Here is a 23,013-nt window from a genome sequence, read left to right on the forward strand (position 1 = left end):
TGGCCTTCGGCCACCCTTGACCGACCGACCCACCCCGAAACGCCACAAGACTTCCGGGATCCCCCCGGGGAACGGCCGGGGGGAGGAGTGGGGAGGAGCGGCCCGGTCGCGTGTGCGCAGCCCCCTCCGGCCGGTGGTCATCCACACACCGCCCCGGCAGGACCGTGACCTCAGCCGGAACAGACGCGCGGGGCGAGCACAGCATCCAGGGCCGGGCGTCTGGACACCCTTCCCGTGACCTTCGACCGCCACCACGAGCGTCAGGACGGCGACCACTACCTCAGAGTCGGTGGGCGCATCAGATCGCTACGCACTCTCGCTCGGCTTGGCGACTGCTGGCCGTCTTGGGCTGGGAAGCCGTTGAGGACGACCGGGGGCCCCTCGCAGCTGGCCGCGGTGTGGTCAGTAGGTGCTGGCGACAGGCCGCGCATTCAGTACCACGCAGACCTGGATCTCCGCATCGACAGCCTGCGCGAGTCGATCACTCCAGCCGGGCCGGCAGGTCGGTGAGGGCCTGCTTCTGAGCCGGGTGCGTGATCGGCAGTGGTGTGCCGATCGCCGCCCGCCGGGGGTGCCCGTAGTCGGTGGTCCGGGCCCCGACTGCGACTTCGTCGTTCCGTACTTGTGGACCGGCCCCTGTCCCGACTCGGGTCGGAAACAATTCTGCAATCTCTTGCGCAAGGTCTTGCAGAGCCTCCCCCTGGCACCTACGGTCGCTGCAATCCCCGACTCGGCCGTGACCGGTCCCCACCCGGTCCTGCGCCTCTCCGCCAGGAGGAACACCCCATGCCAACGCCTGCCCGCGCCGTCAGAGCCGCCGCCGCGCTGCTCTCCGTGTCTGCCGTCACCGCTGTGGCCGCCCTCGCCGTTGTCGGGGGGGCCGCGCCGGACGCCGTGGCTGCTGCCCCGGGTGAGAAGGGCGTCACCGCCGTCATGTTCGAGTGGCGGTTCGAATCCGTTGCGAAGGCCTGCGCGGAGAGCCTCGGGCCCGCCGGCTACGGCTACGTCCAGGTGTCGCCCCCGCAGGAGCACATCCAGGGGAGCCAGTGGTGGACCTCGTACCAGCCCGTCAGCTACAAGATCGCCGGGCGGCTGGGTGACCGTACCGCCTTCAAGTCCATGGTCGACGCCTGTCACGCCGCCGGCGTGAAGGTCGTCGCCGACTCCGTCATCAACCACATGGCGGCCGGGGACGGGGTGGGGACGGGCGGGAGTTCGTACACGAAGTACAACTACCCGGGTATTTACTCCGGTGGTGACATGGACGACTGCCGGGTCTCGATATCGAACTACGGGGACCGCGGGAACGTTCAGAACTGCGAGCTCGTGCAGCTCGCTGATTTGGACACGAGTGAGGAGTATGTGCGGGGGCGCATCGCCGGGTACCTCAATGACCTGCTGTCGCTGGGCGTTGACGGCTTCCGGATCGATGCCGCCAAGCACATGCCCGCCGCCGACCTCGCCAACATCAAGTCGCGGATGACGAACCCGAACGCCTACTGGAAGCTGGAAGCCATCCACGGGGCGGGGGAGGCCGTCTCGCCGAGCGAGTACCTCGGCAGCGGTGACGTCCAGGAGTTCCGGTACGCGCGGGACCTCAAGCGGGTCTTCCAGAACGAGAACCTCGCCTACCTGAAGAACTTCGGGGAGGCGTGGGGGTACATGCCCTCCGGGCAGGCCGGTGTCTTCGTCGACAACCACGACACCGAGCGCGGCGGTGACACCCTCAGCTACAAGGACGGGTCCGCCTACACGCTTGCGAGCGTCTTCATGCTGGCCTGGCCCTACGGGTCGCCCGACGTGCACTCCGGCTACGAGTGGACCGACCGGGATGCCGGACCGCCCAACGGCGGTACCGTGAACGCCTGTTACGCCGACGGATGGAAGTGCCAGCACTCCTGGCGGGAGATCTCCTCCATGGTCGGCTTCCGCAACTCCGCGCGCGGCCAGGCCGTCACCGACTGGTGGGACAACGGCGGCGACCAGATCGCCTTCGGCCGCGGGGCCAAGGCCTACGTGGCGATCAACCACGAGGGCTCGGCCCTGACCCGGACCTTCCAGACCTCCCTCGCGGGCGGGGACTACTGCGACGTGCAGAGCGGCCGCACCGTGACCGTGGACTCCGGGGGCCGGTTCACCGCCACCCTCGGCGCCGGGACGGCCGTCGCCCTGCACGTCGGCGCCCGCGGCTGCGGCACCGGCTCCACGCCGAGCCCGACCCCGACAGTCACCCCCACTGCTGCAGCCGGTGCCTCCTTCGCCGTCAACGCCACCACCGTCGTCGGCCAGAACATCTACGTCACCGGTGACCGCGCCGAGCTCGGCAGCTGGAACACCGGCAGCGCCCTCAAGCTCGACCCGGCCGCCTACCCCGTCTGGAAGCTCGACGTCGCGCTCCCGCCCGGCACGGTCTTCGCGTACAAGTACGTCCGCAAGGACGCCGCCGGGAACGTCACCTGGGAGAGCGGAGCCAACCGCTCCGCCACGGTCCCCGCCAACGGCAAGGTCACGCTGACCGACACCTGGCGCAACTGACCCTCCCGCCCCACCCCCTGTCCCGCACCCGAGGAGATCAGCCTTGATACGCCCCGCCCTCGCCGGCGCCGCGGGAGTGCTCGCCGCCACCCTGGCCGTGACGCTCCTGCCCGCCCTGCCCGCCGCCGCGGCGGTCGCCGCCAAGGCGCCACCGGCCCCGCCCTCGGACGCCAAACTGGCGGCCGAGTCCGCGCGGCACGACCTGACCCGGGAGCAGTTCTACTTCGTGCTCCCGGACCGGTTCGCGAACGGCGACCCGCGCAACGACCGGGGCGGCCTGACCGGTTCCCGGCTGGAGACCGGGCTGGACCCGACCGACAAGGGCTTCTACCAGGGCGGGGACCTCAAGGGGATCACCGACCGGCTGGACTACATCAAGGGGCTCGGCACCACCGCCATCTGGATGGCGCCGATCTTCAAGAACCAGCCGGTCCAGGGGACGGGCAAGGACGTCTCGGCCGGGTACCACGGGTACTGGATCACCGACTTCACCCAGGTCGACCCGCACTTCGGGACCAACGCCGATCTGGAGCGGCTGATCGACAAGGCGCACAAGAAGGGGATGAAGGTCTTCTTCGACGTCATCACCAACCACACCGCCGACGTCGTCGACTACCGGGAGGCGTCCTACGGGTACCTGTCGAAGGGCGCCTTCCCGTACCTGACCAAGGACGGGGAAGCGTTTGAGGACTCCGACTATGTGGGCGGGAAATTCCCCAAGACCGACGGCGACTCCTTCCCCCGCACCCCCTTCGTCCCCGAGGCGAAGAAGAACCTGAAGGTCCCGGCCTGGCTCAACGACCCGACGATGTACCACAACCGGGGCGACTCCACCTTCGCCGGCGAATCCTCCGACCAGGGCGACTTCTTCGGCCTCGACGACCTGTGGACCGAGCGTCCCGAGGTCGTGGAGGGGATGGAGAAGATCTACGAGAAGTGGGTCGAGGAGTTCGACGTCGACGGCTTCCGCATCGACACGGTCAAGCACGTCAACACCGGCTTCTGGACCCAGTGGGCCACCGCCCTCGACGCGTACGCGGCCAGGAAGGGCCGCAAGGACTTCTTCATGTTCGGCGAGGTCTACTCCGCCGACACCGCGATCACCTCCCCGTACGTGACCCGGGGCCGGCTGGACGCCACCCTCGACTTCCCGCTCCAGGAGGCGATCCGCTCGTACGCCGCCCAGGGCGCGGACGCCGGGCGGCTGGCCTCCGTCTTCGGCGACGACTACCGGTACACCACCGACAAGGCGAACGCCTACGAGCAGGTCACCTTCCTCGGCAACCACGACATGGGCCGCTTCGGGACCTTCCTGAAGCAGGACCGGCCGGGGGCGGGGGAGCAGGAGCTGCTGGACCGGTACCGGCTGGCCAACGAGCTGATGTTCCTCTCCCGGGGCAACCCGGTGATCTACTCCGGTGACGAGCAGGGCTTCACCGGCGCGGGCGGGGACAAGGACGCCCGCCAGCCCCTCTTCGCCTCCAAGGCGGCCGACTACCTGGACGACGACCAGCTCGGAACGGTGCGCACGCATGCGAGCGATGCTTACGATCCGGAGCACCCGCTCTACAAGCAGATCAGTGCTCTCGCGAAGCTGACGAAGGAGCACCCGGCCCTCCGGGACGGCGTTCAGAGCGAACGTTTCTCCGACGGTTCGGCCTACGCCTTCGCCCGCACCGACACCCGCACGCGCACCGAATACCTGGTCGCGGCCAACAACGCCACCGCGCCCCGCACCATCGACCTCGACGCCCCGGCCGGCGTCCAGTACGTCGCCCTCTACGGCGGCACGGCCACGCTGATCCGCTCCTCCGCGGCCGGCAAGCTGACCGTCACCCTCCCGGCCCTCGGCTCCGTGGTCCTCCAGGCCACCACCCCGGCCGCCAAGCCCACCGCCAGGCCCGCCCTCACCCTCAAGGCCCCGGCCCCCGGCGCCACCGGCACCGTCGAGCTCTCGGCCGAGGTCTCCGGCGACCCCCTGGGCCGGGTCGTCTTCGCCGCCCAGACCGGCACCGAGAAGTGGCAGGTCCTCGGCTCCGCCGACCACGCCCCGTACAAGGTCACCCAGTTCATCGACCCGGCCACCCCGGCCGGCACCCCGCTGCGCTACAAGGCCGTGGTCGTCGACTCCGCCGGCCGCACCGCGTCCGCCCTCGCCGCGTCCACCACGGGGCAGACCCCGCCCGCCGAGGTCCCCACCGCCACCCAGCGCGACTACGCGATCGTCCACTACAACCGCCCCGACGGCGACTACACGAACTGGCGCCTCTACGCCTGGGGCGACATCGCCGAGGGCGAGGCCACCCCCTGGCCCGCCGGCCACGACTTCACCGGCCGCGACGCCTACGGCGCCTTCGCGTACGTGCGCCTCAAGCCCGGCGCGAGCAGCGTCGGCTACCTCGTCATCGACAAGGACGGCACGAAGGACGTCGGCGCCGACCGCACCATCGACGTGACGAAGACCGGGGAGATCTGGCTGGAGCAGGGCAAGGAGCCCGTCCGCACCGAACGCCCCGCCTACCCGCCGCAGGACACGTCCAAGGCCGTCCTGCACTACCAGCGCCCCGACGGCGCCTACGAGGGCTGGGGCCTGCACGTCTGGACCGGAGCGGCGACGCCCACCGACTGGTCCAAGCCGCTGCTCCCCGTCCGCACCGACTCCTACGGCGCCGTCTACGAGGTCCCCCTCGCCGCCGGAGCCACCAGCCTCAGCTACATCCTCCACAAGGGCGACGAGAAGGACCTCCCGTCCGACCAGTCCCTCGACCTGAAGAGCAACGGGCACGAGGTGTGGATGCTGGGCGGCAAGGAGAAGTACCTCCTCCCGCAGCCCGCCGGCAGCGCCGCCGCCCTGGACCTCACCAAGGCCCAGGCCGTCTGGATCGACCGCGACACCGTCGCCTGGAACGCCCCGGCAGCCGCCGCCTCCCTCCAGCTCCTCGCCTCCCGCGAGGGCGCCGTCAAGGCCGAGAACGGCACCCTGACCGGCCGGGCGCAGTGGCTGCGCATGAACAGGGCCGAGCTGACCGCCGCCCAGAAGCAGAAGTACCCGCACCTGGCCGCCTACGCCGCCTACTCGATCGACCCGCGCGACCGGGACCGCGTCCGCGAAGCCCTGCGCGGCCAGCTCGTCGCCAGTGCCCGCGCCGCGAACGGCGCCGTCCTCGCCGCCACCGGAGTCCAGCTCGCCGGGGTCCTCGACGACCTGTACGCGACCGGCGCGCAGAAGGCGGCGCTCGGCCCGGTCTTCAAGGACGGCCGCCCCACCCTCTCCGTGTGGGCCCCGACCGCCCAGCAGGTGAGCCTCGAACTCGACGGCCGCACCGTCCCGATGCGCCGCGACGACGCCACCGGCGTCTGGTCGGTGCGCGGTGACCGCGACTGGACCGGCAAGCGCTACCGCTTCGCCGTCACCGTCTGGGCCCCGAGCACCGGCCAGGTGGTCCGCAACCTGGTCACCGACCCGTACTCCACCGCCCTGACCACCGACTCCGCGCACAGCCTGGCCGTGGACCTCGCCGATCCGAAGCTCGCCCCGCCCGGCTGGCGCGAGCTGAAGAAGCCCGCGTCCGTCCCCTTCACCTCGGCGCAGATCCAGGAGCTGCACATCCGCGACTTCTCGGTCGCCGACCGCACCAGCACCCACCCCGGCCAGTACCTGGCCTTCACGGACACCGCCTCGGCGGGCATGCGCCACCTGCGCGACCTGGCCGCCGCCGGGACCTCGTACGTCCACCTCCTGCCCGCCTTCGACATCGGCACCATCCCCGAGAAGCCCGCGGACCGCACCGAGCCCGCCTGCGACCTGAAGGTCTACGCCCCCGACTCCGAGGAGCAGCAGGCCTGCGTGGCGGCCGCGGCCGCGAAGGACGCGTACAACTGGGGCTACGACCCGCTGCACTACACGGTCCCCGAGGGCTCGTACGCCAGCGACCCGAACGGCACCGCCCGCACGGTGGAGTTCCGCCGCATGGTGCAGTCCCTGAACGGCGCCGGCCTGCGCACCGTCATGGACGTGGTCTACAACCACACCGTGGCCGCAGGACAGTCCGACAAGTCGGTGCTCGACCGCATCGTCCCCGGCTACTACCAGCGGCTGCTGGCCGACGGCTCCGTCGCCACCTCCACCTGCTGCGCCAACACCGCCCCCGAGAACGCCATGATGGGCCGCCTCGTCGTGGACTCGGTGGTCACCTGGGCCAGGCAGTACAAGGTCGACGGCTTCCGCTTCGACCTGATGGGCCACCACCCCAAGGCCAACATCCTGGCCGTCCGCGCCGCCCTCGACGCGCTGACGCCCGAGAAGGACGGGGTCGACGGGAAGAAGATCGTCCTCTACGGGGAGGGCTGGAACTTCGGCGAGGTCGCGAACGACGCCCGCTTCGTGCAGGCCACGCAGCAGAACATGGCCGGCACCGGAATCGCCACCTTCTCCGACCGCGCCCGCGACGCGGTCCGCGGCGGCGGCCCCTTCGACGAGGACCCGCGCGTCCAGGGCTTCGCCTCCGGCCTGTTCACCGCCCCCAACGCCTCCCCGGCGAACGGCACCCCGGAGCAGCAGCGCGTCCGGCTCCTCCACGACCAGGACCTGATCAAGGTCGGGCTCACCGGCAACCTCGCCGCCTACACCTTCACGGACTCCACCGGCCGCGCCGTCAAGGGCTCCGAGGTGGACTACAACGGGGCCCCGGCCGGGTACGCGGCAGCCCCCGGCGATGCGCTCGCGTACGTCGACGCCCACGACAACGAGACGCTCTACGACGCCCTGGCCTTCAAGCTCCCCGAGGGCACCTCGGCGGCCGACCGGTCCCGCGCCCAGGTCCTGGCGATGTCTGTCGCCGCCCTCTCGCAGGGCCCGGCCCTCTCCCAGGCGGGCACGGACCTGCTCCGCTCCAAGTCCCTGGACCGCAACTCCTACGACAGCGGGGACTGGTTCAACGCCATCCACTGGGACTGCGAGGACGGCAACGGCTTCGGCCGCGGCCTGCCCCCGGCGGCCGACAACCGCGCGAAGTGGCCCTACGCGAAGCCCTTGCTGACCGCGCCCGCACCTGGCTGCACGGAGATCGACGGCGCCGCCTCCGCCTACCGGGACCTGCTGAGGATCCGTACGACGGAACCGGCCTTCGCCCTCACCACCACCGAGGCGGTCCAGGCGGAGCTGGCCTTCCCCCTCTCGGGGCCCGAGGAGACCCCGGGCGTGATCACGATGACCCTGGGCGACCTGGTGGTGGTCCTCAACGCCGGCCCCACCGCGCAGACCCAGCGGGTCCCGGGCCTCGCGGGCACGGCCCACGCCCTGCACCCGGTCCAGGCCTCGGGTGCGGACCCGGTGGTCCGGCGGGCGGCCTACGACCGGGCGAAGGGGGAGTTCACCGTCCCGGCCCGCACGGCGGCGGTCTTCAAGCGGGGGTGAGCGGGGAAGGGCGGGTCAGCGAGGGGTGACCAAGGTGAGCTGATCCAGCCGCTTCTCCAGCAGGATCACCCCGTACACCCGCCCGTCCTTGCCCTCCTTGTTGGGGAACTCACCGACCACCCGGTAGCCCGCGGACTGGTAGTACGCGAGCAGCCGGGGGTTGGTGGAGACGCAGTCCAGCCGCGCCCGTTCGCGGCCGGTCCTGGCGATGCGCCGCTCGGAGTGTTCGAGCAGCCGCCGGCCGGCCCCGGCGGGCGCGGCCTCGCGTTCGACCATGAGCCGGTGCACGTAGCCGGCCACGGGAGGCTGGATGCCCCAGGCCTCCTCGTCGGACCACCACAACTCGTACGCGCCGACGGCGTGCCCGTCGGCGTCCGAGGCGAGCCACACCTCGCCCTCGCGCATGATCGCCCGGAAGTGCGCGGCGTCCTTGTCCCCGGGCTTCCACTGCTCGATCCCGTGCGCGGCCATCCAGCGGGCGGCCTGGTCGTACAGCGCCACCAGGGTGCCGGCGTCCTTCTCCTCGGCCTGCCGGAACACGATCTCGTCTTCAATGATCACGCGGGCATTATTGCGCGCCATTCGATCAAGGACGGTCGATCAACGCGGACCGGGCACCGAGGGACCGGGTTCCGAGGGACCGGGGGCCGAGGGGCCGGGTTCCGAGGGGCTGGAGGCTGAGGTGCCGGGGGCCGAGGTGCCGGGTTCCGAGGGGCCGGCCCCCGGGGGTACCAGGGCCACCAGCCGCCCCACCAGCTCCCCGAACGGCCCGTCCGCCGGCTCGTCCGCGAGGATCCGTACGAGGATCCCCGCCATCTCCGCGTCGTAGGCGGCGCTCACCGCGGCCAGCGCTGCGAAATCGTGCACCAGCTGCAGCTCCAGCTCGGCGCGCGGGATCCGCCGGCCGTCCAGCCAGATCAGCGCCGTCGACTCGGCCAGCGACACCCACGAGCGCACCACGAGCTCCAGCCGGGCGGGCGGAGCCTGCCGGTCGATGCCCAGGTGCGCGAGGATCTGCTCGTACGCGGCCTGGCGCACCTCGTCGATCATCGCGTTGGCCCGGCTGCTGCCGACCGCCGGGCCGCCCCGCATCAGCGCGGAGAAGCCGGGCCCGTGGTCGTCGACGAAGGCGAAGAACCGCCCCATGACCCGGAGCAGCCGAGCCCCGAGCGGCCCCTCCCGGGGCTCCACGAACCGCAGCGCGAGCTCGTCGGCCGCCCGCCGCAGCGCAGCCTCGTAGAGGCTCAGCTTCCCGGGGAAGTAGTGGTAGACGAGCGGCCGCGATATCCCCGCGGCGGCGGCGATCTCGTCGATGGACACATCGTCGGGCGACCGGTGGCTGAACAGCTCCAGCGCCACCCCGATCAGCTGCTGCCGCCGCTCCTCGACACCCATCCTGCGCCGCACCCCGGTTGTCATGCGGACACCCTACTGCGCAGCCCCGTAAGGGCCCCCTACAGGTCCAGGACCAGGTGGTCCGAGGCCGCGCGGGAGACGCACAGGAGCATGGAGTCCTCGCGTTCGCCGTCCGTGAGGAGGGTGTCGCGGTGGTCGATCTCCCCCGCCAGCACCCGGTGTTGGCAGGTCCCGCAGAAGCCCTGCTCGCAGGAGTACGGCGTACCCGGGAGCTCCCGGCGCACGGCGGCCAGGGCGGATTCCGTCGCCGCCACCTCCACGACCCGCCCCGAGCGGCGCAGTTCGACCGTGAAGGGCTGCGCATCCCCGCCCGAGGCCGCCGGGGCGAACCGCTCCAGGTGCACCGGGGTGCCCTCCGGCGCGGCCGCCAGGGCCGCCGCCATCAGCGGGGCCGGGCCGCAGCAGTAGACCGCCGTGTCCGGGCCCAGCGCACCGAGCGCGTTCAGGTCGGGGAGGCCCGCCTCGTCCTCGGGGACGACCGTGACCCGGTCCCCGTACGGGGCGAGTTCGGCGAGGAAGGGCATCGAGGCCCGCGAGCGGCCCCCGTAGAGCAGGGTCCACTCCGCGCCCGCCTCCGTGGCCGCCCGGAGCATCGGCAGGACCGGGGTGATGCCGATCCCGCCCGCGACGAACACGTAGGACCGGGACGGGACCAGCGGGAAGCGGTTGCGGGGCGGGCGGACCGGGAGCTCCGCGCCCTCCAGCAGCTGGGCGTGCGCCTCGCGCGAGCCGCCGCGGCCGTCCTCCACGAGCCGGACCGCGATCGTGTAGCGGCCCCGGTCGGCGGGGTCGCCGCACAGCGAGTACTGGCGGACCAGCCCCGACGGGAGCCGCGCGTCCAGGTGCGCGCCCGGGTCCCACTCCGGGAACTCCGGAGATTCCAGCGTCAGGGCCAGCACCCCGTCCGCGGGCTCCGTGCGCGAGACGATCAGCGCCGGGATCCACCGGCGCGACGAGTACCCCGAGACCGGGGTCTCCAGCGCGGGCAGCGGCCAGAGCGGCGATCCGGAGTCGATGCGCCGGCCGATCGCGCGCTTCGCCAGCCAGGCGGCGCCCGCGAACGCGGTCACCGTGAGGACGCGCTTCACGGGCGGACACCTCCGTCGGTGCCGTGGAAGCCGCCGTTGGCTCCGGGGGAGGAGGCCAGGTAGGCGACGGCCTGCGCCGTGGAGCCCTCCTGCGAGGGGTGGTACGAGCGCGAGAGGTACCTCGGTATCGACCTCAGCATGGCGCCCGTGGCCGGCAGGGTCCCCTTGCGGCCCGAGCGGTAGAACTGGCCCACCGAGGCCTTGGAGCCGGGCGGGAGCGAGGCGTCGTGCTCCATGAAGTAGCGCGATCCGCGCTGCCACAGGAAGACCAGGGCCGTGAAGGCCGTCGCCCAGGTGCGGGCCCGGCGGCGGTAGGTGCCGTCCAGGTGCATGAACAGGTCGAAGGCCACCGACCGGTGCTCGACCTCCTCCGCGCCGTGCCAGCGCAGCAGGTCCAGCATCATCGGGTCCGCGCCGCGCCGGTCCAGCTCTTCGGCGTTGAGGATCCAGTTGCCGAGGAAGGCCGTGTAGTGCTCGATCGCGGCGATCATCGCCACGCGCTCCATCAGCCACCACTTGCGGGGCGCGCCGGGCGGCAGGGTCCGGTCGCCGAGCAGCTTCTCGAAGAGCCAGTCGATCTGCGCCGTGTAGGGCGTCGGGTCCAGGCCCAGCCGCTTGAGGTGGGGGAGCACGTCGTCGTGCGCGCTCGCGTGCATGGCCTCCTGGCCGATGAACCCGACGACGTCCTCGCGCAGCCGCTCGTCCGTGATGTACGGGAGCACCTGCTTGTAGACGTGCACGAACCAGCGCTCGCCCGCCGGGAGCAGCAGGTGCAGCACGTTGATGGTGTGGTTGGCGAAGGGGTCGCCGGGCAGCCAGTGGAGCGGGGTGTCCTCCCAGGAGAAGGACACGTCGCGGGCCTTCAGATCGATGTGCTCCGACGCCACGGGGGCGGGCGACGCGGACGACGCGGGCGGCGTATTAGACATGGCGTCAATGTACTGACGGGTAAGAGCGAGGGAAACCCCTCTGCGGACACTTGTGGCGCCACACCGCCCACCCCTGTCCGTCTATCCGGCGCCCCCGGCCTCCGGGCCCGCCCCCGCCGCCGGGATGGGCTCCGCCTGCCAGTTGATGGGACCGGCGCCTCCGAGCGGGAGCCGCCCCGGGGTCAGGCCGGTGGCGTCCTTCACGGCGTGGCTGAAGTGCGCCTGGTCGTGGAATCCCGCGAGCACCGCCACCTTCGCCAGTGGTACGCCCCGCAGCTGGAGCCGGAAGGCGTGCGTCAGCCGCAGCACCCGGGCGATGGCGCCCGGCGGGTGCCCGATCTGCTCGCGGAACCGCCGCTCCAGATGACGCCGGCTCCACAGCAGCTGGGCCGCGAGCCGCCCGATCCGGATCCGCCCCTGGGTGCGGTGCAGTTCGTGCCACGCCAGCATGATCTCCGGCGCGATCCGTACGGCCTGCGCACCCCGGTGTCCCGCCATCAGCCGGGGCAGCTCCGCGTCGAGGATCGCGGCGCGCGCCAGCGCGTCGGCCTCCTCCAGCATGCGCGGCAGGTGGCGCAGACCGCGCGGCAGCAGGTCCGAGGGGTCGAGGTCGGTCTGGTGCCACTCCGACATCGGGACGCCGAACAGCCGGTAGGCGCCCATGGGCCGCATCCGGACGACCACCCCGCGCACGTCGCCCTCGTGGTCGGCGCGCACCGCCACCGTCGCCGGGAGGTCCACCCGGGAGGGGCTCTCGCTGTAGGTGCGCTCCCCGGCCATCCCCCGGGTGCGCACGGGTGCACCGAATCCGAAATTCACGGTGGCCACGGTATTGGGCAGCAGAATGCGTCCGCGACGCGTTCCGGCGCTGTAGGCATAGCTGGAATATCCACACACAAGCCCTTTCAGGTCGTTTCCCGGAAGGAATGCGTGGCTGGAATCCGGGACTGGGGTTGCGGGCACGGGTGTCCTCCTTCGGATGATCTTCGGTGACGCATGGTGCCTGTGTGGCGGGTGCGTCGAAAGTGCCTCGTCAGCCATCCTTTGAAGCGGACTTGACCGCTCCTTTTCGTGTCGCACATCTACAAGACCGGGCCCGCGGTACAACCCCAGGATTTCCCCTGCACGACCGAACCATCTGAATGCCGGAATCCCCGTGACTCCGGAATCAGCTGAAACGTGGAATTCGCAGATGAACCACCGATTTCAGAGGGGATAGGTCTCATGGCACCGCGCAGCACCTTCCTGTCGGCCGCACCCGCGAAGGCCGCCGTGGCCCTGGCGATGACGGCGCTCACCCTGTTCGCCGCGCCGGGCGTGGCCGGCGCCGCCTCGGCGCCGGACGCCGCCCGGCCCGAGTTCGCCGCCCAGGCGCGCGCCGCGGGGCTCGACGCCGGCCAGGCCAAGAGCCTCCAGAAGCGCGTCGACTCCTACCTCGGCAAGGAGAAGGGGAAGCAGGTCGCAGTCAACAAGATCACCTTGGACAAGGGGGCGGAGATCCTGCTGACCCTGCCGGGGGAGAAGTACGCCCGGGAGGTGGGCGCCCCCAAGATCGCATCGGCGGCGGCCGCGTCCGAGTACTGCGCCTACACCTACGTCTGCGCCTTCGAGTCCACGTGGTTCCAGGGCGACAAGAAGACCCTCTTCACGTGCAACACGCTCAACTACATCCCCTGGTCCGGGACCGGCTCCTGGATCAACAACCAGCGGGCCGCGCTCCGCGCGAAGTTCTACCGGAGCGACCAGACCATCGGGTGGATCTCCCCGGGCGGCTACAGCGAGGACGGACAGGCGCCCTGGGGCTGGGTCTACTGGCTCAGCCCCTGCTGAGCCACCCCGCACCCCCGGGCCCCTGACCCGGGCCCCTGACCCGGGCCCCTGACCCGGGCCCGGTCCAACCGGCTCCGATGGGTGGCGGGGGGCATCCATCGGAGCCGGTCCCCTGGCAGGGGTCCGACCACCGGGCGGGAGGGCCGGTCCTCCTTGCCGGGGGAGTCGGTCCCTTGGCAGGGGGGCCGTCCCTTGGCAGGGGGACCGGCCCTCCTGTGCCACCGGGGCCGCCCGACCGAGCCGGGCGTCAGCGCAGCACGCCCGCCTTCGAACCGTCCGTCAGCTTGCCCGTCAGTTCCACCTGCGCCCCCGCCGGAGCCTTCACCGCCAGCCGGTTGCCGACCGCGACCCCGCTCACCTGCCCGCCGCCCACGGTCAGCGAGGCGAACTGCGCGCTTCCCGCGGCGAGTACGTACCACTGCCCCGCCTTCGACTTCCACAGAACCCCGGCCAGCACCCGCGGCTCCCGCGGCCCGCACGCCGGCGAACCCTCCGCCTTCGCCGCCTGCGCCGCCAACGGCGCGCCCGGGGCCAGGAACTGCGCCTGCACCCGGTCCGCGGTGCCCTGCCAGGTCTCCGCCCGGGTGCACAGCCAGGTCGCCGTGCCGTCGCCCTCCGGCAGCGGCTGCTTCGCGTACGTCCACGCGTTGACCGTGCGCACCCCGTGCGAGCGCACCGAAGGCAGCAGGCACGCGATCCGCGACCAGTCGCCCAGCTCCGCGCCCTCCGTCACGTTCCGCTCGGCGCCCGGCGCCCCCGAGGTCAGCCGGGCCGGGGTCAGCTCGCCCAGGTCCGTGATCAGCCGGGTCGCGCCGTCGCCGGTCACCGCCAGTGCGCTCCAGCTCGTACAACTGCCGTCCGGGGCGGGGCTCGGCACCGGCGGGGTGACCCCCTCCGGGCTCAGCTCGAGCCCGGTCGGCGCCTCCGCCGGCTTCAGCAGGTCCCGCCGCGTGGCGGCCGTCACCCAAGGCGCCGTCAGATAGCGGACGTTGCCGTCGACCCGGCTCAGCACCAGGGCCGCCGCCGTGTCCGCCGAGGCGCCGTCGGTCCGGGCGAAGTCGAGGGCGGCGATGTCGGTGCCCGAGAGCGGTTCGGCGTACCGGGCCACGCGCAGGCCGTCGTACAGCAGGACCACGACGGCCTGGTCGACGGTCCCGGCGAACAGCAGCTGCGGGGGCCCCATCGGCGGCCCCGACGGGGTGCCGGGGGTGGCCGAGACCACCACCGACCGGCCCGGCCGGGCCCAGACGGCCAGCGCCCGCCGCAGCAGTGCGGAATCGTCGACGCGGTTGCCGCGCGCGGGCCAGCCGGAGTAGTCGGTACGGGAGGACGTGCTCCACACCGTGGGCGCGACCCGGAGCAACTGCCCGGGGTCCAGGGCCTGCTCCGCCGCCGCGTTCTTCGCGTAGAGCGGGGCGGCGGCCCCGTCGGCCCCCCACCCGCCGCCGGGCAGCGAGAGCAGCACCCCGCACACGGCGAGGGCGATCCCGGCGGCGATCCCGGCCCGCACCAGCCGCCGGCGGCGCAGCAGGTCGGTGGGCCGGGCCTGGAGCACGCAGGGGTCGAACTCGGGGGAGGCGAACAGCTCGTCGGTCGACGGGTCCCCGGACTCGGCGACGGCGGCGGCCGGGTTGGCCACCCCCGCCTCGGTCAGCACCCGCAGCACCTCGGGCTCGGGCAGCCGCTCCAGCGCCCGCAGGACGCACGCCGCCCGCCCGGGCCCGTCGAGGGTGGCCAGCCACTGGTCGAGGGCCAGCTCCTCGGCCCCGCCCGAGCGCGGGAACAGCCGCAGCCCCCACACCTGGGGGAGCGCCGGCGGCAGTTGAGCCCGCCGGGGCAGCGCGCGGAACGTCAGCGGGATCCCGGCCTCCAGGGCCGACCGCAGCACGCGCAGCCGTACGTACGCGTACCCGGACTCGGCGCCCGCCCCGCCCCGCTGGCCCGGAACCCCGCCCTGCACCGCCGCCTGCGCGGCGGCCGCCCCGTCCCGCCGCCCGCGCGGCAGGGCGCGCTGGGCCAGCGAGTGGGCGGTCAGCACCCGCCGGTTGCGCCCGAGCGCGGGCGGCAGCACCAGGTAGGCCAGCCGGACCAGCCGGGGATAGTGCTCGACGATGGCGGCCTCGGCCTGCTCGACATCGGGGGAGAGGGGGCGGGTGGCGGTATCCGGCGCAGTCACGTTCAGCAGAACGAGCGAATGGTCGGATGGTCACCGTTCCTGGCGATGCCGGTCTCTGTCGCCGATAACGCCGTAAACCGGCCTGGCCGGTTGTCTCCCCGAACGGTCTTGGGAGACGGGGAACAGCGCGAGCTGGTCGCTTCGGTCCCGGCAGGTCTTGCCACCCAGGTCGGGTGTGCCCGTGGTCCTCGGCGGGCTCGCGGTCCCTCGCGCCCTCGGTACGGTGACGGTCTGGCCGGTAGCTCTCCGCGCGACGATCCTCCGGTCGTGTGCGGTCACACCTGGCCGACGCCGGATCCCGTGTCCGAGGGCGCGCCTGCCGATCGCCGCGGCCGCCGCGTGGTGGCCGGTGACGGTCGCGGTCCTGGATTGTTGCTGGAGCGGGGGCTTCCAGTGCTGGGCGCCCCAGCGGCTGGTGTAAGCGGGGTCGACGGCGATGACGACGAGGCCCGCGTGGTGGGCCATGCCGGCCAGCCGGTTGCGGAAGCGCGCGGTGGGCAGGCCCGCGACGGTACGGCGGAACGCCTTGCCGCGCTTGCCACGCCCCATCGTTTCCCGGCCGGCGGCGCGGGCGTCGGCGAAGCCGAGGTCCTCGATGGCGAAACCGGCGCAGCAGGTCCACGGCCAGCAGTCGGGCGCCGGTCGCGGCCAGCTCGGCGGGGGTCGGGAGCCTTGTTTCCGGCATGGCCCAGGAGGCGTCGAGGTACCAACGCCCGCGCTCCGGGTCGCACACGATGTCGTAGCGGACGGAACGGTTGGCCGTGACCCGGTCCAACCACTCGCCCTGGCGATGATGGAAACTGGCGGTGCAGTCGAGCCGGTAGCGGCCCCGGGGTGCGTTGGCCAGGTGCCTGAGCGGCTCGGGCAGGACCATGGTGACCGTGCCGCCATCCGGGTCCACGGTGATCGTGTAGTTCCCGTACCGGGCCCCGGACTCCCCATCGGCGGTCAGGAACATGCGCCGCGCGTTCCGCCGTTCAAGCCACTCGATCTCCGTGAGCCGCGCGGAGGTGAGGTTGTGCCGGGTCTTCGCCAGCTTCCGGCTTCCGGCCACGATGGCCGGATGCCCGGCCTCGATCCGCCGATCCGCCTGGGCGAGGCGCGCGCTGAGAACCTGCCACCGACGCTGCTTCTGTGCCCGCTCGGCCTGGCTCGGGTATCCACGAACGCCACCGGCCCGCTGGCCACAGGGGACGGTCAGGCGCTTGCTGATCTTCGCGATGGCCCGCCGCAGCGAGGTCCGTTCATCGAACAGGCACCGCAGGGAAAGCTGGTACTGATCCTCCGACAGGCGAGTCATCGCCCCGGCCCACCGGGACGATGACATCTGCGTCAGCTCACGCTTGCGATCCGCCCGCCGGTTCTCCTTCGCCGGCACCCTGCCGATGCGGACACGCTCGGCCAGGTCGGCGCGGGCATGCCGGCCGAGATGCCCGCCGACCATCCGCAAGACCTCGGCATCGCGGACGGACAGACGGAGGCGCCCGCGGATACGCGCGCCTAGGGGTGCCGGCACGGTGAACGGTTCGGCCGGCGTGCGCAGCGGCCGCTTCCCCTGCCCTTCCCTACGCGCCATCGGCCACCCTCGTCCGATCCCCTGATGCGGTACCAGCGTTCTCCGGTCACCTTGACGTCTTCGCGAGGACCGTGCGCGCCGAAAGCACCCCGTGTTCACCCGTACGAGCTTGAAGCAGGCCGATCCTGACCAGGGATCAGAGGACGAGGCGGGCGCGCAGGGCCTCGACCGTGTCGTCGGAGATGCCGAGTCCCTCGCGCACGTACTTCTCCATCGAGCCGTAGCGCGTGTTCACCTCGTCGAGGGCGGCCTCCAGGTAGGAGGGGAAGACGCCGATCAGCGCCAGCGCGATGTCCGGGTCGCCGCCGGCCGCAGTGAAGCCCTCGATCATCGGGGCGAAGGCGATCCGCACCGCCGGGTTGACCGACAGGTACTCCTCCATCAGCGTCTCGTCGTCGGCGCCGAGCAGCGCCAGGACCACGGTCGCGCCCCAGCCCGTACGGTCCTTGCCCGCCGTGCAGTGGAAGAGCAGCGGCCCGGACTGCGGGTCGGCGAGTTCGGTGAGCAGCAGCCGGTACGCGGACTGCGCGGAGGCGGAGCTGACCAGGGAGCGGTAGAGGCTGGTGAACAGGGCCTGCACCTTGCCGCCGCCGAGGTGCTCCTCCGCCACCACCGGGTCGGACAGGATGTCCTTGAGCTGGGCGGCGGGTATCTTCCCGGGGCCGCCGTCGCCCGTGCTGTCGGCCGTCATCTTGTCGGCCAGGGCGTCGGCTATGAGCAGCCGGGCGCCGGCCGGCATCCGGTCGGGGTGCTCGCCGCGCTCGACTCCGGTGCGGAAGTCGATGACGGTACGGATGCCCAGCGCGGCCACCGCCTGGTCGACTTCGAGGTCGAGCCGGTCCAGCTGGCCGGAGCGCAGCACCAGACCCGGGCGGACGCTGCGGCCCCCGGCGAGCGGGGTGCCGCCGAGGTCCCGGAGGTTGGCGACGGTCTTGGCGGGGGTGACGGTCATCGTGGCGGCTCCAACGTGATCAGAGAAACGTGGCTCAGGACGAAGCGCGCTGGGTGACGCGTGTCATCCATATGATTTTCGGAGATTTCGCTCCGGATCGGTAATCGGCCAGGTGATCGGCCAGGTAATCGGTGGCCAGCGAGACCCCGATGCCGAGCCCCAGGGCCACCAGGTGCCCCGCGTCGGTGAAGGTCCGCTCCCGCCGCAGCACCGGCCGGACGGCGAGCGCCAGCAGCCCGGCCCGGGCGGTGGTGCGCACCGGCCCGCGCGGGAGCGCCGAGGTCAGCGCGCCGAGCACGGTGTTGAACCCGTAGCTGGTGCCCACGTCCACCGCCCGCCGGGTCCCGGGGCCGGCCGTCCGGCGGAGCACCCCGTACACCAGCAGGGTGGCCGTGACGTGCCCGAACAGGAACGCGGCCGCCGTCCACCAGGCCCCGCGGGCGTACTCGGCGTACCCGAGGACGGCCACCAGCAGGAGCGCGTACGGCAGCGGCATCGGCTCCTCGACGAGGAAGGCGCTGGCCGCCAGGGTCTCCCAGCGGGCGGCGTCCAGGTTGTCGGGGTTGGTGGAGCAGCGGCGCAGCAGCCGGTCCCGCGCCGCCGGATCCAGCCGCTCCAGGGCGTACGCCCCGAGCTGGACCGCGCCCGTGTACACCGCGCTCAGCGGCACCGTCGACGACAGGGGGTTCATCGGACCATGATCGGCCACGGGGGTGCCGTCCGGCGAGGCGGGGGGTCGTGGCAATATGCCCAGGTCATGTCACACAGCCCCGCGCCGATGCGCGCCACGCGGGCCGCGCTCTTCGCGGCGGTGGCCGTCGCACTGGGTGCGGTGGGGCATTCGTACATGTCCGGTACGGACCTTCCCGCATGGGGCCTTCTGTCGGCATTCGCACTGACCGGCGGCCTCGCCTGGCTCGCCGCCGGCCGCCGCCGCGGACCGTTCCCCATCACCGGCGCGCTGCTCGCCGTACAGGCGGTGCTGCACCTCGTCTTCTCCGCGTCGGCCGGGAGCGGCCATTCGGCGGGCATGGGCATGGGCATGGGTGCGGGCGCGGATACCGGCATGCACGGCACGGGCGGCACGCACTCCGCGCACTCCACGGCCTCCACGGGCGCCACGGAGTCCATGCAGGGCATGGCCGACATGCCGGGCATGGCGGGGATGGGCGACATGGCGGCCGGCCACGCCCACGACGGGCTCGGCATGATCGCCGCGCACGTCCTCGCCGGGCTGTTCTGCGCGCTCTGGCTCGCCTGGGGCGAAGCGGCGGTCTTCCGGCTCGCCACCGCCCTCGCGGCCGGGGCGCTGCTCGCCGCCCGGCCGCTCTCCCGGGTGCTCGCCCTGCTCCGGACGCGCGTACGCCTCGTACCGCCGGCGCGTGCGTTCCGGCCGGCAGGGTTCCGGCGGCCGCGCACCCTGCGCGGAGCCGTGCACGCGCACACCGCCGAGCGGCGCGGGCCGCCCGCGCGCGGACGGATCCGCCTCACGGCCCCCGGCCGTCCTGCCCGCGCCTGACCGAACGGCGCACCTCCCCGCTCCGGGCGAGGTGGCGAGACCTGGGGCCGCTCACCCATGTCTTCGCCAACACCTAGGACACCCATGTCTCTCGACGAGGTCGGGGAACTCCGCGCAGCGGACCCCGCCGCACCCGGAACCCCCGTACGCGAAACCGCCGCACCCGAAACCCCCGCGGCCGAACACGCGCCGCCCCGCAAGCCCGGCACCTGGGCCGCCCTGCGGCCGCTGCTCCTGCGCCTGCACTTCTACGCCGGGGTGCTGATCGCCCCGCTCCTGCTGGTCGCCGCCACCACCGGGCTGCTCTACGCCGGCTCCTGGCAGGCCGAGAAGATCCTCTACGCCGACCAGCTGACCGTCGAGCGCGTCGGCGCGAGCGCGCAGCCGCTCAGCGCCCAGGTCGCCGCGGCGGCGAACGCCGCGCCCCAGGGCAAGGTGACGGCCGTCTGGCCCGCGCCGGAGGCGGACGCCACCACCCGGGTGATCATGGAGAGCCCGGGACTCGCCGAGGGCGAGACCCTCACCGTGTTCGTCGATCCGTATACGGCCGAGGTCCGCGGGCAGCTCACCACCGTCGGGGACGCGCTGCCCCTGCGGGCCTGGCTGAGCGAGTTCCACGCCAGCCTCCACCTGGGGGAGTTCGGCCGGAACTACAGCGAGCTCGCCGCGAGCTGGCTGTGGGTGGTCGCGCTCGGCGGGCTCGCGCTGTGGATCGGCCGCAAGCGGGCCCGTAAGGCCGCGCTCGTCGTGCCCGACCGCAAGGCGACCGGCCGCCGCAAGACCCTGTCCTGGCACGGCTCCGCCGGCGTCTGGATCGTGGTCGGCCTCGTCGGCCTCTCCATCACCGGCCTGACCTGGTCGCGGTACGCGGGCGAGAACATCGGGGAGCTCAAGGACAGCCTCGGCGGGGGCACCCCGGCCGTGGCCGCCAAGCTCCCCGGCGCCCCGGCCTCCGACGCCGGCGGCGGCGAGCACGCCGGGCACGGCGCGGCCGGCGGCGAGCACGAGCCCGTGCCCGCCGCCGTCGATGTCATCGGCATCGACGGAGCGGTGGCGGCGGCCCGGTCCGCCGGGATCACCGAGTCGCTTCGGATCACCCTGCCCGCCCAGGGCAAGGGGTACGTCATCAAGGAGCAGGACAAGCAGGTGCCGGTGCACCTGGACGCGGTCTCCGTGGACCCCTCCGACGGCCGGGTCATCGACGTGCTCCGCTTCGCCGACCACCCGCTGCTCGCGCAGCTGACCCGCTTCGGCATCGACCTGCACATGGGCCTGACCTTCGGGCTCGCCAACCAGCTGGCCCTGGCCGTGCTGGCGGTCCTGGTGATGTCCATGGTCATCTGGGGCTACCGCATGTGGTGGCTGCGCCGCCCGACCAAGGAGCGCACGCTCTCCGTCGGCCGCCCCCAGCCGCGCGGGGCGTGGCGGAAGCTGCCGGTGACGCTGCTGCTGCCGCTGGCCGCGGCGACGGCCGTCGTGGGCTGGTTCGTCCCGATGCTGGGCATCAGCCTGCTGGTGTTCCTCGCGGGTGACCTGGTGCTGGGCTTCGTCGCGTCGAGGCGCCGGGCCGGGGCCGAGGCCGGGACCGAGGCCGGCGCCGAGGTCTAGAACCTGGAACACCGTCCGTGGGCCCGGGCCTCCTCCTGGGGAGGCCCGGGCCCACGGCGTCAGCCGGTCTTCCAGAGGGTGACTGCCGTGACGTAGTCGGGGGCAGGGCGGAAGTTCCCCTTGTTGGGCACGACCTCGGTGATGCGCAGCATCGCCAGGTTCCCGTCGCTGGTGACCGTGCACAGCACGGTGCCCTTCGTGAGCTCCTTGCCCTCGTGGAGCTGGTCCTTCGTCAGCTTGGAGGTCAGGGCGTTGGTGCCGACGGCGTCCTTGCACTCCTCCGGCGTACTGCCCGGGCTCTTGCCCGTGGCCGTCAGGAAGACCAGGCCCGCGTCGCTCCAGTCGTGGTAGGTGAGCTCCATCTCCTTGTCCTCGCCGATCCTTCCGTTCGGAACGACCTTCGGAGCGTCCAGGTCGACGTGGGTTCCGGTGCTGGAGGAGGGGGCGCGCAGGGTCAGGGGCTTGTCCTGGAAGACCACCGTGTACGCGGCCTTCGGCGGGGCGGAGGCGGAGGGGGAGGTCTTCGGCGCGGAGGAGGCGGAGGAGGCAGGGGCCGGGTCCGGTGATCCGGACACGGAAGCGGCCGGGTTCTCCTGCCGGGCGGCGGGTGCCTTCGCGTCGTCCCCGGAGCCGTCCTCGTCCAGCAGCCAGACCGTGCCGGCTCCCGCGAGGACGGCCACGACGAGGGAGGCGGCGACGAGCCCGCCACGGAACCCCTTCGGAGCCGGAGCCGGAGCCGGAGGTGCCGGCGTCGCCGCACTCGGCCGGGGCGGTCCGGCGGGCCGGGGCGGCGCGAACGCCGTGTCCGCGTCGTGCACCCCGGCGAAGGCGCCGGACACCCCGGTGCCCGCACCCGTACCGGCCGGGCCGAACCCGCCGGCGGCCGCTGCCGCTGCCGCTGCCGCGCCCGCGCCTGCTGCCGCGCCCGCGCCCGCGCCTCCGGCCCCGCCCGAGTCGAGGACCGTCGGCGCCGGCGGATTCTCCGCGGCCCGCACCCGCCGGGCGATCTCCAGCCCGAGCGGCTCCGGGAGCCAGCCGTCGAAGTCGTTCAGTGGCTGCCCGGCGAACAGTTCGCACATCGCGGCGAGTTCGTCCGTACCGATCCGCTCCGCCGGATCCGGCGTCAGGCAGCGCTCCAGCAGCGGCCGCAGCTCGGCCGGGTAGCCGTTCAGGTCCGGGGGCAGCCGGTCGGTGTTGGCGATCCGCACGCCGATGGCCGTGGCCCCGCCCTCCCCGTACGGATGCCGCCCGGTGGCGGCGACCGCCGCGATGAGCCCGACCGCGAACAGGTCGCTCGCGGTGGTGGTCTCGGCGCCCAGCGCGTGTTCGGGGGACATGTACTGCGGAGTGCCGATGACCCCACCGGTGCGGGTGAGCTGCGTACCGTCGGCGGCCCGGGCGATCCCGAAGTCGATGACGTACGGCCCGGCCGCGCCGAGCAGCAGGTTGGCGGGCTTGAGGTCGCGGTGCACGACCCCGGCGGCGTGGATGGAGCCGAGGGCCCGCGCCGTGCAGCCGATCAGCTGGAAGACGGCGGCCAGTGGCAGCGGTCCGTAGGCACTGAGGGCGTCGTGCAGCGACAGCCCCGGTACGAACTCGGAGGCCAGCCAGGGGAGGGGGCCCGTGGTGTCGTGGTCGAGGACCGGTACGAGGTGGTAGCCCTGCACCCGGCGCGCGGCCCGCACCTCCTGCTCGAACCGGCCGCGGAAGTCCGGGTCCTGCCCGAACTCCCGGCGGATCAGCTTGAGCGCGACCGGCTGCCCGCCGCGCGTGTGCGAGAGGTAGACGGTGCCCATGCCGCCCTCGCCGATCCGGGCGATCAGCCGGTAGCCGGCGGTCTCGCGGGGGTCATGGGGCTCAAGTGGGGCAAGTACGCTGCCGGTTCCGATGATCACGAAGGAAAAGCCTACGGCAGGGGCCGGGCCTGATCAGCGCGGATGTTCGAATAACTCCCCTTTGTCGCGGCTG

General features: G+C 72.8%; 15 protein-coding genes. 6 read left to right on the plus strand and 9 right to left on the minus strand.

The window, feature by feature from the left end; genetic code table 11:
• Positions 1-786: 786 nt before the first annotated feature.
• Positions 787-2,535 (plus strand): carbohydrate-binding module family 20 domain-containing protein, encoded by a 1,749-nt coding sequence (locus tag NLX94_RS15870; RefSeq protein ID WP_254383380.1) that lies wholly within the window; start codon positions 787-789, stop codon positions 2,533-2,535.
• Between the two features lie 43 nt (positions 2,536-2,578).
• Positions 2,579-7,951 carry a pullulanase-type alpha-1,6-glucosidase gene (gene pulA, locus NLX94_RS15875; RefSeq protein ID WP_374683964.1) on the plus strand — a complete coding sequence of 1,791 codons (5,373 nt, stop codon included), beginning with the start codon at positions 2,579-2,581 and terminating at the stop codon, positions 7,949-7,951.
• 15 nt (positions 7,952-7,966) lie between these two features.
• Here pulA and NLX94_RS15880 read toward each other — a convergent pair whose 3' ends face one another.
• The 5 genes from NLX94_RS15880 to NLX94_RS39365 all read right to left on the minus strand — a co-directional run bounded on the left by NLX94_RS15880 (position 7,967) and on the right by NLX94_RS39365 (position 12,203).
• On the minus strand, positions 7,967-8,512 hold the full coding sequence (locus tag NLX94_RS15880; RefSeq protein WP_254383381.1) for a GNAT family N-acetyltransferase: 546 nt from the start codon (positions 8,510-8,512) through the stop codon (positions 7,967-7,969).
• Positions 8,513-8,551: 39 nt separating this feature from the next.
• Positions 8,552-9,370: a TetR/AcrR family transcriptional regulator gene (locus tag NLX94_RS15885; protein WP_254383382.1), complete on the minus strand. Its 819-nt coding sequence runs from the start codon at positions 9,368-9,370 to the stop codon at positions 8,552-8,554.
• 35 nt (positions 9,371-9,405) lie between these two features.
• Positions 9,406-10,455 carry a PDR/VanB family oxidoreductase gene (locus tag NLX94_RS15890; RefSeq protein ID WP_254383383.1) on the minus strand — a complete coding sequence of 350 codons (1,050 nt, stop codon included), beginning with the start codon at positions 10,453-10,455 and terminating at the stop codon, positions 9,406-9,408.
• Positions 10,452-11,384: a metal-dependent hydrolase gene (locus NLX94_RS15895; RefSeq protein ID WP_254383384.1), complete on the minus strand. Its 933-nt coding sequence runs from the start codon at positions 11,382-11,384 to the stop codon at positions 10,452-10,454. Before NLX94_RS15895 ends, NLX94_RS15890 begins: the two co-directional genes overlap by 4 nt.
• A gap of 81 nt (positions 11,385-11,465) precedes the next feature.
• Positions 11,466-12,203 (minus strand): helix-turn-helix transcriptional regulator, encoded by a 738-nt coding sequence (locus tag NLX94_RS39365; RefSeq protein WP_254383385.1) that lies wholly within the window; start codon positions 12,201-12,203, stop codon positions 11,466-11,468.
• A gap of 405 nt (positions 12,204-12,608) precedes the next feature.
• Here NLX94_RS39365 and NLX94_RS15905 point away from each other — a divergent pair, with 405 nt between their 5' ends.
• On the plus strand, positions 12,609-13,214 hold the full coding sequence (locus tag NLX94_RS15905; protein WP_254383386.1) for a hypothetical protein: 606 nt from the start codon (positions 12,609-12,611) through the stop codon (positions 13,212-13,214).
• Between the two features lie 247 nt (positions 13,215-13,461).
• Here NLX94_RS15905 and NLX94_RS15910 read toward each other — a convergent pair whose 3' ends face one another.
• A complete protein-coding gene (locus tag NLX94_RS15910) occupies positions 13,462-15,390 on the minus strand; it encodes a hypothetical protein (RefSeq protein WP_374683965.1) in 1,929 nt (642 codons plus the stop codon).
• A gap of 1,063 nt (positions 15,391-16,453) precedes the next feature.
• On the opposite strand from NLX94_RS15910, the gene NLX94_RS15915 reads away from it, so the two are divergent.
• On the plus strand, positions 16,454-16,714 hold the full coding sequence (locus NLX94_RS15915; RefSeq protein ID WP_254383388.1) for a hypothetical protein: 261 nt from the start codon (positions 16,454-16,456) through the stop codon (positions 16,712-16,714).
• Between the two features lie 388 nt (positions 16,715-17,102).
• Here the strand turns inward: NLX94_RS15915 and NLX94_RS15920 are convergent, their stop codons facing one another.
• Together NLX94_RS15920 and NLX94_RS15925 are read right to left on the minus strand one after the other, a co-directional pair.
• Positions 17,103-17,918, minus strand: a complete 816-nt coding sequence (locus NLX94_RS15920; protein WP_254383389.1) for a tyrosine-protein phosphatase — start codon at positions 17,916-17,918, stop codon at positions 17,103-17,105.
• A gap of 34 nt (positions 17,919-17,952) precedes the next feature.
• A complete protein-coding gene (locus NLX94_RS15925; RefSeq protein WP_254383390.1) occupies positions 17,953-18,609 on the minus strand; it encodes a rhomboid-like protein in 657 nt (218 codons plus the stop codon).
• Positions 18,610-18,675: 66 nt separating this feature from the next.
• On the opposite strand from NLX94_RS15925, the gene NLX94_RS15930 reads away from it, so the two are divergent.
• The gene (locus NLX94_RS15930) at positions 18,676-19,437 is read left to right on the plus strand and encodes a hypothetical protein (RefSeq protein WP_254383391.1); all 762 of its coding nucleotides are present in this window, start codon (positions 18,676-18,678) and stop codon (positions 19,435-19,437) included.
• 84 nt (positions 19,438-19,521) lie between these two features.
• Positions 19,522-21,045, plus strand: a complete 1,524-nt coding sequence (locus NLX94_RS15935) for a PepSY domain-containing protein (RefSeq protein ID WP_254383392.1) — start codon at positions 19,522-19,524, stop codon at positions 21,043-21,045.
• A 59-nt stretch (positions 21,046-21,104) separates the two neighbouring features.
• Here the strand turns inward: NLX94_RS15935 and NLX94_RS15940 are convergent, their stop codons facing one another.
• A complete protein-coding gene (locus NLX94_RS15940; protein ID WP_254383393.1) occupies positions 21,105-22,940 on the minus strand; it encodes a serine/threonine-protein kinase in 1,836 nt (611 codons plus the stop codon).
• Between the last annotated feature and the right edge of the window lie 73 nt (positions 22,941-23,013).

Origin of the sequence: Streptomyces sp. TBY4 (assembly GCF_024213195.1) — a bacterium.
Lineage (GTDB): Bacteria > Actinomycetota > Actinomycetes > Streptomycetales > Streptomycetaceae > Streptomyces.